Source organism: Synechococcus sp. R5-13, from assembly GCF_047462015.1.
Classification (GTDB): Bacteria; Cyanobacteriota; Cyanobacteriia; order Thermostichales; family Thermostichaceae; genus Thermostichus.
The window spans coordinates 1-11,307 of the sequence record NZ_JANSIL010000124.1; the positions used below are offsets into that span (position 1 = coordinate 1).

Here is an 11,307-nt window from a genome sequence, read left to right on the forward strand (position 1 = left end):
GTTGGCAGACTCGAAAGTAAACAGAAAGATCAACTGGTAGTAATCCGTACTGAACATATTATACATTATTCTCAGTATAGTTGAGCTTATTATTGACTAGAGTCATGCTCCTAAAAGCCCTCTAGCCTAACAGGCAGCGCGAACCCCTCCTCCCTGAAGCGTTTTGCTCAACTTTTGCTCTAAGGTTGCACGGCCATCTCCAGGGATCCCCGGTGTACATCAGCGTCATCATTCCCACCTACAACCGCCGTCCGATTTTGGAGCAGTGTCTGCGGGCCTTGGCGCAGCAACAGCCCGGCCCCTACGAGGGCTACGAGGTGGTGGTGGTGGACGACGGCTCCACCGATGGCACAGTGGAATGGCTGCAGAACAACCCCGTTGGCTTGCCCCAGTGGAAACTGTTGCAGCAGGAGCACCGCGGCCCCGCCGCTGCCCGCAACCTGGGGTTTCGCCACGCCCAGGGATCCCTCATCGTCTTTATCGACAGCGACCTGGTGGTGGTGGATCACTTCTTGGCCAGCCACGCCCAGATGCTGCGACGGCACGGCGTCACAGGGGATCCCCGCTCCCCCCACGAGGCTAAGGTCTTCACCTACGGGCGGGTGATCAACACGAGCAATTTTCAGGATCCCCGCTCCGAACCCTTCAAGCCCACCGATTTTTCGGCAGCCTTTTTCGCCACCGGCAACGTGGCCATTGCCCGCCATTGGTTGGAGCTGGCCTGCGAAACCCCCGCCGGCCCCTTTGACGAGCGGTTTCACCTCTACGGCTGGGAAGACCTGGAGCTGGGGGTGCGGCTAAAACGTTTGGGCCTGCGCCTGGTCAAGTGCCCCCAGGCCACCGGCTACCACTGGCATCCGCCCTTTGAGCTGCAGCAGATCCCAGGATTGATTGAGCGGGAACGGCAGCGGGGCCGCATGGGTATTCTCTTTTACCAAAAACACCCCACCTGGGCCGTGCGCCTGATGATCCAACTGACGCCCCTGCACCAATTCCTGTGGGGCCTTTTATCCCTGGGGGGCTGGCTGAACGAGAAGCGGGTGGAACCGCTGCTGCGCTGGTTGATCCGGCATGGCCGCTCGCAGTTGGCCTTGGAGCTGTGCCGGATTTTTTTCCTCAACTGGTACAACGTGCAGGCCGTTTACGAAAGCTACAGAGCGATGAAGGCGCGAAATAAGGGGATCCACTCGGCTTGAGCTGCCACCAGGGCGGGGTAAGTGAGTCGGCCATAATCCTTGCCGGGAATGAGAGGCTGGCCGGGATCCGGATCGGCACAGCTCAGGGGTTCCCAAACGGCGCCGGCCCCCTTGACAATGGCCCACACTGCCGCCACATCCCAGATCTTGGGCGAGCGTTCTACCGCCCCCAAAAGGCTGCCACCGGCCACCGCCAGCAGGTTGTAGGCAGCGCCCCCCAACATCCGCGCTTTGCAAGGGAATTGCGGGCTAATCCAATGGCTGCTGCGGGAACAGAAATTGAACAATTGGTTGGGGCCGGGTGAGGCGGTGCTAGGACGGATTGGCTGGGGACAGGCGGGATCCCGGTCGTGGCGGGTGAGAAAAGCTCCTGCTGCTGCATCCCCAGGAAACCGAGGCCAATAACCGTAAAAAGTCTGGCGGATGGGCGGCAGATGGACACAGCCAAACACCGGCACGCCCCAATGCAGCAAAGCCAAGGAGCTGCCCCAAATGGGGATCCCACGGGCAAAATTGGTGGTGCCATCCAAAGGATCCACTACCCAACACCACTCCTTCTCGGGAAAAATGTGGTTGGATTCCTCGCTCAGATAACCGTGATCGGGGTAGGCAGCGGCAATGGCCCCTTGAAAAGCGCGATCCGCCCACTGGTCAGAAGAGGTTACCAAGCTGCCGTCGGCTTTTAAGGACTCCGTCCCGCTGGCGCGAACCGTAGGGTGGGCCTGGCCAAAGTCTGCCAAGAGCTGGGATCCCACGCTGGCCGTAGCCTGCAAGGCAAACTCGGTAACCTCCAGCCAGAAAGGGGATAGAGCAGCAGTTGCAGAAGGAGCACTCATGCCCCAATCCTAGCGGGATCCCTGGCTTTTGGGGTGGAAAAGGGGTCGCAATGGCAGCGGATCCCTCACAAGCAGGTTCTAGGCCCATAAGCTGAATAGAATCAAATCATAGGTAAACTCCCCAGCTGGCCACCCTCCTCCATGAACCAGCGCCTGATTGGACAACTGATTGGCAACCGCTACCGGCTGACCCGCCACATCAGCGAGGGTGGCTACGGCAATGTGTTCGAGGCGGTGGATACCCAGCTCAATGACGAGCTGGTGGCCGTCAAGTTGTTGCGCCCGCCGCCCCCGGACATGGGCCCAGAGTACTACCAGCAACTGCAGCAACGCTTCATGGATGAGGCCAGGGTCAGCGCTCTGTTGGGCGAGCACCCCAACATCGTGCAGGTGCGCTCTTACGGCCTGTACCAAAACCAGCCCTATCTGGTGATGGAGTACCTGAATGCCAAACCCTACAGCGGCCAGGGGTTGGACTATGTGCTGGCTCGGGAAGGCCCCCTGCACCCAGAGCGAGTGGTGAACTTGGCTCTGCAAATTTGCTCTGCCCTGCACCACGCCCACAACTTTCAGATGGATCTGGGCAAGCACTCCATTCGCGGCGTCATCCACCGCGACATTAAACCCAGCAACATCTTTGTGCAGAAAGGGCCCGATGGGAAAGAGCGGGTCAAGATCCTGGACTTCGGCATTTCCAAGCTCATGGGGGAAACCTCTCGTGGCCTGACGCAGACGGGCTATTTTTTGGGCACGATGGTCTATGCCTCGCCCGAGCAAATGCGCGGAGAAAAGCTGGATGGCCGCTCCGACATCTATTCCCTGGGGGTGGTGCTGTACGAGCTGTTAACTGGTGCGTTGCCCTTCGAGCCGGATACCGACACCTTGCAAGGCTGGTACCACGTCCACAACTTTCAAAAGCCCCGCCCCTTCCAAGACCACAAGCTAGCCCACCCCATCCCCGCTGCCCTGGAGAAGGTTGTCCTCCAGTGCCTAGAGAAAGACCCTGCCCTCCGCCCGGCCAACATGGAAGTGCTCGGCCAGCAGCTACAGGCTGTCTATGGAAACAAGATCGCCCCTCCTGCCCCGTTCGTTCCCCCAAGTTCATCTCCTGCATCTCCAGGTGTTCGTCCCCAGCGGATCCCGACCGGATTTGGCCAGCCGACTTCCCAACAGCCCCGAACTGCCCCAGTTGAGGAAGAAAAGCTCCAGCAGGCGGTCAGTCTGATCGAGGCAGGCGAGTACAAGATGGCCGTCCATCTGCTCAATGAGCTGATCCAGAGCGCCCCCAACGAAGCCCGCTACTATCTCTACCGCGGCCTGGCCCACCAACGGCAGGGACATTGGGGCCTTGCCCAGATGGATTATCAAGGGGTGCTGCGGCTGGAGCCGGGTAACCCTTCAGCGGAACAGGGGCTGCGCGAGGTGGAACAGAAGGTTGGGCAGGAACATGTCAACAGCAAGTCCGGCTCTCATCTGTTGGATGCACCCCTGAATGCACCCCGCCTGGGCAAAGGGTCGGCGTTGAGTTGGCTCTTGGCCAATTTGGGGGCGGCTGGGATCGGCTACCTGGGGCTGGGGGCATCAGCGCCTCTGCTGGCGGCTTTGGGATCGCTACAAGAAGCGGTGGCTGGAGCCGGCCTTGGCTTGCTGATGGGGCTGCTGCAGTGGCTGGTGTTGCGGCGGCAGGTTTCTGTGGGATGGGTGGCTGCAACTCTGCTGGCCACGGCTTTGGGTTGGGTGGCAGCGGATTTCCTCGCTCCCCAGGTGGGGGTGGCAACCTCTGCTTTTAACCCGACGGATCCCTGGCTCCAAAATGTCTTGCAGGCAATGGGAGATGCGCTGCGCGGTTTGCTGGTGGGGGTCGGCGTTGGTGGGCTGCAATGGGCCTTGTGGTCTCAGCGCTGGAAAGGTAGCCGGGCTTGGATCTTGGCGGCAGTTGCCGAAGGGGCAGGATCGGCTCTGTTGATGGGTTGGCTGCTAGACAATACTACCTTGAACAGTTGGCTGCTGCTGATCGTGGGGCTACTGGCCAACACGCGCCCCCTTAGCGCAATGGTGCTTTTGAATTTGCGCCGGATCCCTACTGTTCAAAATCAACAACAAGCCCCTTAGCCCACAGGGATCCCATCTGAGTTCTCTCTCTCAAGAAGAGGGAAAGACAGGAATCAAAACCGCTCATTATTTTTCTCACGATTTTTCTCACGGTTACCGGGGAGCGCCGTGAGATCCCCAGCTCAGAGCTACGCGACTGGTTGTAGGGAGTAGGGTCGTTTGAGCTACTGAGAAAAGCCCTATGGCCCTGTGCATGCAACGTTTTGGGTGTGGGCCACTGTCCTGGCCTAAATTTCAAGAGGGCAAGGATGCACGCTATAGAGGAACTTTCTAGCGGAGCTATTGCACCGGCTAGTGTCTCATTGCCATTTGAATTGACTATAAGTGCTGCTGCAAAACCAGGAACCAGAATCCTCGCCCGGCGAGTATGTTATGACTCTGAGCTGGAAGCTGTTTTCGAGTAAAACTCACGCATTTCTGTAAACCACTCCAATCGCGAGGGATCCCAGGTGTAGAACATGTGTCCGCCGCGATAATGACGTAGGGTGAGGTTGGCCTTCAACCGCGGATCCAACTTCATCAAATCCACCAGGTGATTCGAGGCAAAGTAGGGCGTGACCAGGTCGTAAAAGCCATGATGAATGCTCACCCGCATGTGGGGGTTGAGGGCCATGCTGCTGCGCAGCTCGTCCATTGCCCCGATGAATCCTTGCTTAAACTCTCCTTTTGGGGTGAACCGCCAGGACTTGAACACCTCCAGGTTCAGTAGGTGATAGGTCAACTCCGTTTCCACCTGCAAGGTCTCTCGCAAGTGGCTGTTGATGGCTGCCGTGAACAGGCGATCGATCCCATCCAAGGTGGGATCGGATCCCTCGAAGGTAGGCCGATCCGGAAAGGGATCCACCGTGGTTACAGAAGCATCGTAGAGCCCCAGCACCAGTCGCTGCGACCGCAACAGCTCGCGGGCAAAACTGGCGATATCGATCCGCCCGCCTTTGTGGGCTACATATTCTGGAGATAGGCCGATCCCTGCTGCCATTTCCTGATACACCGCTTGCCGTTCTGCCTCTGGCATTGCCTCCCCCATGGCCAAGAGGGGCAGCAGACGTTGTCGGGCAAAGTGTTCTGCTTTGGGCAGCAGGATCTGCAAATCCTCCCCCCAGCCACACCGTCCATGATGGGCTGCTGTGGCCACATAGGAAGGGAAAAGGGCTGCCCAGGTGCTGAGGTTGTAATCGTTGGTCTCCAGCAACCCAAACTCAATCGCAGGCGAGATGAGAATGGCCCCCGACAGGCCCACGCCAAACTTGGATTGCAGCTCCTTGGCCAGCCGCGCCACCCGAAACCCACCGTAACTCTCGCCGGCAATGAAAATGGGGGAGAGCCAGCGTTTGTATCGGGAAAGAAAGCCCTGAATGAATTCTCCCAAGGATTGCAAATCCCGCTCCACATCCCAGAAGGGCGATTCCTTAGGAGGCTCCTCCGCCTTAGCATCCGGCTGAGGGGGCTTGGATGCCGGATCGGATTTCTCCCGGGAATCTTTGGGGTCTTGAGAATCCTTGGGCAGGGCGCGGCTGAACCCCGTCCCCACCGGATCGACAAAGACCAGGTCGGAAAAGGGCAGCCAACTTTCGGCATTGTCCACCAGCCGCACCGGGGAGGGGGGCAAACTGCCGTTGGGCCCGAAGCAAATCCGTTTGGGCCCCAGCGCTCCCATGTGCAGGTAGGCAGAAGCTGCCCCAGGCCCACCGTTGAACACAAAAGTGAGAGGGCGGTGCTGAGAGGCGGAGTCTTGCTTTAGATAGGCGACGTGAAAGATCTCGGCCACCGGCTTTTCCCGCTGGAAAAGGGTCTGCCAACCGGCCAGCGCTCTGTAGGTAAAGCTCTCCTCTCCAGCCGTAAACCTGTGCTCGGTGGAGGAGAGGGGGGAAGTGGGCTTAGATTCAGTAGCCATGAAAACAGGGATCCGCAGTCTGATCCCCAGTGAATCACAAGTTGCCGACCCTCAACACTCCCAGAGGAATCTCCAAACGGCACCTCACAAAGTCAGCGGAGCTTCCAAAGTTAGATTGAAAGATTGGCCGGGGCGCAGCACCACCACCTGCGGAGCGGTAACATTGCCCACCACCACTCCGGTCACGGCGCCTCCTAAGACATTGCCCACTGATACTCTGCCCGTGATGGCCCCCAAAATGGCTCCCGCGGCTGCCCCAATGGCTGCATCCTGAGCGATGGCCTCAGCCGAATACTGACGGGGATCCTTTTCGTCGTGGAGGATGTTGGAGGAAGCCCGCAGGCTGTAGGTACGACCGCCGAGAACAATGGAAGTGCCGACAAAGCGGGATCCGCCCGGTGCAGGTTCCATCTGTCCAAAAATGCGGCTACCCGCCGGGATCACCAAGCGCCCCTGGCTGTCAAAAATGTTCTGAGTAACGGCCACTTCCAGGGGATAGACGGTGTCGGGATAAAAGTATTGCGGCCCTTCGCTACTCAGGCTGCCGACCGGGATAATCGTCCCCTGCTCAAGGCGGTAGGCACCCAATTCAAAAAGCGGCTGAGCCGAACTGGGCAAGGGGGCCAACGCAGGGATCCCGGCCAGGCCAAGAATGGCTGCTGTTAAGATAGCTTTCATGAGTAGAGTCTCCAATGCTTCTCCAAGTTCTGCCGAGTTCTGAGCAGTTGCCTGAAGCTATTCCAAGTCAATTTGCTTCCTTGTCTCAGCTTCTCTCCACTTCTAGGTTATCGAATCCTTCCTAGGGCTTGTTTTCTCCCACAAGTCGATTTGTTTTCAACTGTTGGCAGTTTGGGTGACCATCCTGCAGCACAACGCCTCTTAGAAATGCTGGAAGGCTTGCTGACGACTGAGGGCCTGCCCGTCCTTCAGCCAGACGGTTCCCTGCGGATCCCAGCCTGTCACTTCTCCAATCCAAACGGCCCCCGGCAATCTTTCCAACAGATGCTTGGCCACCGACACCTCGGCACTGAGGAGCAGCTCAAAATCTTCGCCTCCATAGAGCGCCCATTCCAAGGCTTGGGCCGGAAAAGCCTGCCGCAAAGCTTCTGAAATCGGGATCCGCTCCACCTCGATCCTCGCCGCCACCCCGCTGGCCTGACACACCTGCACCAGGGCATCTGCCAAACCATCGCTGGTATCCATGCCGGCAATGCGCAAGGGATCCGGGATCCCTTCTAAGAGGGGCAACAGATCCAGTCGCGGGCGTGGGTATTGGTGAGCCCTGATCAACTGCTCGCGCTCGGCTGCCGTGGCTGAGGATCCCTGTTCAGGATGGAGAAGCAGTTCCAAGCCTGCCCGCGCATCTCCGTGCGGCCCTGTCACCACCAGCCAATCGCCGGGTTGAGCCCGTCTGCGCTGAATAGCCCGCCCCGGCTGCACCCTTCCCAAAGCCGTGATCGCCACGAACCGATGCGGCGACCGACACAGATCCCCTCCCACCAGGTGACATCCCCAGCGGGCGCAACAGGCTTGCATCCCTTGATAAAGCTCCTCCACCCAAGCGACCGGCGTGGATCCCGGCAAGCCCAAGCCCACCACCAACGCCTGCGGACGGGATCCCATCGCGGCCAGATCCGATAGATTGGCGGCCACCGCGCGCCAGCCCACCGCATGGGCCGGGGTCGTCAGATCGCTGAAGTGAACTCCCTCCACCAACACATCGGTTGTCACCACCAACTGCCCCTCCGGAGCAGCCAACACCGCCGCATCATCCCCCACCACCTGGGCCGGACAGTAGCGCTGCACGATCTGCAGCAGCCCCGCCTCCCCAATTGCTGAGATGGGTAGGGGGGAAGGATCGCCGTTTTGTGGAGAAGCACTGTCAGGAAGACCGGAGAACAAAACAGCCCTCTGAGGGTAGCGAGGATAGCAAAGCTGAAAAAGCTGATGGATGATGGGTTCTTGTTGGATATTTCCAAGGATCCCGCCTGCACGCCACAGGCAAGCTGGAGAATTCTACCCCGCCGTCCGCTGTCCAATCAGGGCATAGAAGGGATCCCCGCCTCCGCCTGCCCAAAAGCCCAGCCAACCCATAGGGGCAGGCCGCTGGATCACCTTCACCACCGCAAACCCTGGCACCGACTCAAAATAGCGCCTGACCAACTCCACTCGCCCCGCCTCAGAGTTGTCCCGCCAAGCCTGGATCGCCTTCTGGAAAAACATGCGATTGGAGAAGCTGACGATGAACAGGCCCTGGGGCTTTAGGATGCGATACACCTCGGCAAACACCTGCTCCGGCTGCTGCAGATACTGCACCGAGACCGTGTTTAGCACCGCGTCGAAGGATTGATCAGGGAAGGGCAGACTTGGGTTTTGGTTCAAGTTTTGGATGAAGAAGTGATCCAGCCGGGGGTTGGCCGCCAGTTCCTCCGGGTTCATCCCATGCCCCTCCACATGGGCAAACTCCATCTCAGGTGGCAAATGGGAGACCCAACTGCTCATCAGATCGAGAATGCGGGTCTGGGGCCGCAAATGCTCGCGGTATAGATCGGTGAGCTGGCCGATGAAGCCAGAATCCACATGAGTCACGAAGCGAGGATAGCTGTAAAAGAGGGCATCGTCGCTGGGATCCAACTTGGAGCGCTGCCAATCCTTGAGCACCACCATGGCCAAACGGTTGCAAATCTTAATCAAAGCTAACATTTTGGAAGCTTCGGAAAAGGGGTGGGCGTGATACCTTAGCAGAGCAACAGTGGCCATTTCGTGAAGGACTCTTTGCCGTGATGTCTGTGTCTCACCCCTCTTCAGCGGCTCCTTCTTCTTCTGGGTCTAACTTTGGCCTGCGGGAGTACGTAACCGAACTGCAGCTCCACATGGCTCTGCAGGCTCGCAGCCTTACTCCTTCTCTCAGCGTTTCCCCAGCCCAGGACAGCCCCCTGGCTCTGGTGCAGCGGGCACAGGCAGCTATGGAGAAGTCCGTTTCCCGCCAGTGGCTTTGAGGGGCACAGCCTGGGCAGAGATGCTCAGGCCAAGCTTTTGCGCAACACCCCCTGCACCAGCAGAACCGACACTACGACAAACCCCGTCAAAAGGCCCAGGGATCCCGCCAGGGTGAGATCGCCCCAGGGAGCCTGCAGCACCACATCGGCCCAGCTCCAATGGCTGCTGCGGTAAACATGGCGGATGGGCTCGATGGCAAAAGTGAGGGGGTTGAGGCTGGCCACCCAACGCAGCCAGGTGGGCATAAAGCTCAGGGGAGCCAAGGCCGTGCTGGAAAAGATCAGGGGCAAGTTGACCAAAAAGATGAAAGCCAGCAATTGCTGGTGCCCCGGCATGGCAAAGGCCAAGCCCAAGCTCAGGGCCGTGAAGCCCAAGACCAACAGGCCCACGATCAGGGCCACCACCGCCAAGCCTGGCCCGTCGGGGATCCCGGCCCCAAGGGCGTAATCTGCCCCCACAATCACCGCCGTCTGCAGCAGCGCCAAGCTGACGATGAACAGGCTAGAGGCGAGAACAATGGAAAAACGAGAGGTGAGGGGAGCCACCAACAGCCGGTTCAAAAAGCCAAATTCTCGGTCGAAAATCACCGGCACCCCAGCATTCAAGGCTCCACCAAAAGCCGTAAACACAATGACTCCCGCCCCCAAAAACTGGGTGTAGTTTTGTCCGGCCCCGAAAATGCCGGCAGGAGCATTCTGAAACAAAGCCCCAAACAAAATTAGCCAGAGCAACGGCTGGATAATGCCAACCAGCAAGGTTGTGGGGCGACGCTTCAGTTGGATAAACAGGCGGCGCGTGAGGGCGAAGGTCTCCTGCCAAAAGTCAGCCGTCAAAAGGGGGATCGGGTTAGATTGAACCGGGGAAGAGGCAGAGGTCATACCCAAGCTCCTGTAGAGTTGTGATCAATGAATGTGTGATGAATGAATGCAGTATCTAATCCATCAACCAATACAACCAATAAATATCTCGATATGCCTTTGTACAGGGATCAATGGGGCTCGAGCATGAGGTGATGAAGTTACTTTTTCTTTTTGCCCAGATTGGCCTCGGCAGCGGCCAGCTCCGCGTCCATCAGGGTTTGCCCGGTTGCCGCCAAATACACATCATCCAAGCTGGGACGAGACTGGGTGCTGCTGAACACCTCTAGCCCATGAGCCTGCAAGTGGGCGCGAATCTGGCTAAGGGGATCCTCCCCATTCCGCTGCACCACCAGGTTCAGGGCGTTGCCCTGGGCGCTGTTGATCACCACCTTCTGGACAAAGGGCAGGGATCCCAGCAGTTGGGCACCCCGTTGGGCCAGTTCCGCCGGGGCAAATTCCTGCAGCTTGACGGTGATGCGCTCGCCGCCGACGCGGGTTTTGAGCTCCTCGGGGGTTCCCTCGGCGATCACCTTGCCCCGGTCGATGATGGCCACCCGATCCGCCAGCAGGTCGATCTCCTCCAGGTAATGGCTGCTGAGCACCACTGTGATCCCTGTGTTCTTGAGTTGGCGCAAAAAATCCCAGATGGCCAGCCGACTGGGAATGTCCAGGCCCACCGTGGGCTCGTCCAAGACCAGCACCTGGGGTTGATGGAGCAGTCCTGCCGCCAGATCCAAGCGTTTGCGCAGCCCGCCGGAGTAGGTACCGATGAGTTGGTCGGCGCGGTCGGTCAGCCCCAGCAGCTCCAGGACGGCAGCGATTCGCTCTTGGGCCAGGGGGCGCGGCAGGTGGTAGAGGTCGGCCTGCAACTGCAACAATTCTCGCCCGGTCAGCACCTTATCCAAAGCCACCTCTTGGGCAACAAACCCCAGTTTTTCTCGTACCGCTTTGGGGTTTTCGCTGGCCGGGATTCCGTACACCTCTATCCGGCCCGCATCGGGACGAAGCAAGGTGCAAAGGCAATGCAAAGTGGTGGTCTTGCCGGCCCCATTGGGGCCGAGAATGCCGTAGATCTGGCCGGGTTCCACCTGAAACGAGACGTCCGCCACGGCCACTGTGGATCCGTAGCGCTTTTGAAGTTGCTCTACCAAGACCGCAGGAGTATCTGACATGGGTATCCACATCTCGCTTCCTCTAGGCTATCAAGCCTGTTCGGGAGATGAGGCCAGGGATCGCCACCATTTCTTGCTCGTTGCCGCCAGCCCCCTAGGGATGGTGGGAGGTAAACTACCCGGCTCCGACCGCTAAGCGGTACGGAGCGGGCTTTCAGTAGCCCTGGGCCTGTTCTGCTCTACCAGAGAACAAAACAAGCCCGGACCTCTAGGCTGGTTTACGGCAGCCCCCAAGAG

Annotated in this window: 10 protein-coding genes; 3 read left to right on the plus strand and 7 right to left on the minus strand. The window is 59.0% G+C overall.

Translation table 11 applies throughout. The annotated features are described in order from the left end of the window. Window positions 1-212 precede the first annotated feature (212 nt). On the plus strand, window positions 213-1,196 hold the full coding sequence (locus NW840_RS09755) for a glycosyltransferase family 2 protein (protein ID WP_011433457.1): 984 nt from the start codon (window positions 213-215) through the stop codon (window positions 1,194-1,196). On the opposite strand, the gene NW840_RS09760 is transcribed toward NW840_RS09755, so the two are convergent. Beyond that, window positions 1,151-2,032, minus strand: a complete 882-nt coding sequence (locus NW840_RS09760; RefSeq protein ID WP_011433458.1) for an inositol monophosphatase family protein — start codon at window positions 2,030-2,032, stop codon at window positions 1,151-1,153. The two genes, NW840_RS09755 and NW840_RS09760, sit on opposite strands and share 46 nt — an antisense overlap. Window positions 2,033-2,173: 141 nt before the next feature. On the opposite strand from NW840_RS09760, the gene NW840_RS09765 reads away from it, so the two are divergent. After that, entirely contained in the window at window positions 2,174-4,144 is a 1,971-nt protein-coding gene (locus NW840_RS09765; protein ID WP_414343925.1) for a protein kinase domain-containing protein, read from the plus strand. A gap of 370 nt (window positions 4,145-4,514) precedes the next feature. Here NW840_RS09765 and NW840_RS09770 read toward each other — a convergent pair whose 3' ends face one another. The 4 genes from NW840_RS09770 to NW840_RS09785 all read right to left on the minus strand — a co-directional run bounded on the left by NW840_RS09770 (window position 4,515) and on the right by NW840_RS09785 (window position 8,705). Beyond that, complete coding sequence (locus NW840_RS09770) at window positions 4,515-6,038, minus strand: S10 family peptidase (protein WP_414343926.1); 1,524 nt, start codon at window positions 6,036-6,038, stop codon at window positions 4,515-4,517. 84 nt (window positions 6,039-6,122) lie between these two features. Beyond that, the gene (locus NW840_RS09775; protein WP_414330664.1) at window positions 6,123-6,716 is read right to left on the minus strand and encodes a hypothetical protein; all 594 of its coding nucleotides are present in this window, start codon (window positions 6,714-6,716) and stop codon (window positions 6,123-6,125) included. A 201-nt stretch (window positions 6,717-6,917) separates the two neighbouring features. After that, entirely contained in the window at window positions 6,918-7,940 is a 1,023-nt protein-coding gene (gene thiL / locus NW840_RS09780; protein WP_414343928.1) for a thiamine-phosphate kinase, read from the minus strand. A 114-nt stretch (window positions 7,941-8,054) separates the two neighbouring features. Next, window positions 8,055-8,705, minus strand: a complete 651-nt coding sequence (locus NW840_RS09785; protein WP_011433463.1) for a class I SAM-dependent methyltransferase — start codon at window positions 8,703-8,705, stop codon at window positions 8,055-8,057. A 116-nt stretch (window positions 8,706-8,821) separates the two neighbouring features. Between NW840_RS09785 and NW840_RS09790 the strand changes: the two genes are divergently transcribed. Further along, on the plus strand, window positions 8,822-9,037 hold the full coding sequence (locus tag NW840_RS09790) for a hypothetical protein (protein ID WP_011433464.1): 216 nt from the start codon (window positions 8,822-8,824) through the stop codon (window positions 9,035-9,037). A gap of 24 nt (window positions 9,038-9,061) precedes the next feature. Here the strand turns inward: NW840_RS09790 and NW840_RS09795 are convergent, their stop codons facing one another. Both NW840_RS09795 and NW840_RS09800 read right to left on the minus strand, forming a co-directional pair. Continuing rightward, window positions 9,062-9,916: an ABC transporter permease gene (locus tag NW840_RS09795; RefSeq protein ID WP_414343930.1), complete on the minus strand. Its 855-nt coding sequence runs from the start codon at window positions 9,914-9,916 to the stop codon at window positions 9,062-9,064. Between the two features lie 140 nt (window positions 9,917-10,056). After that, window positions 10,057-11,070: an ATP-binding cassette domain-containing protein gene (locus NW840_RS09800; RefSeq protein ID WP_414330655.1), complete on the minus strand. Its 1,014-nt coding sequence runs from the start codon at window positions 11,068-11,070 to the stop codon at window positions 10,057-10,059. Window positions 11,071-11,307: the final 237 nt, after the last annotated feature.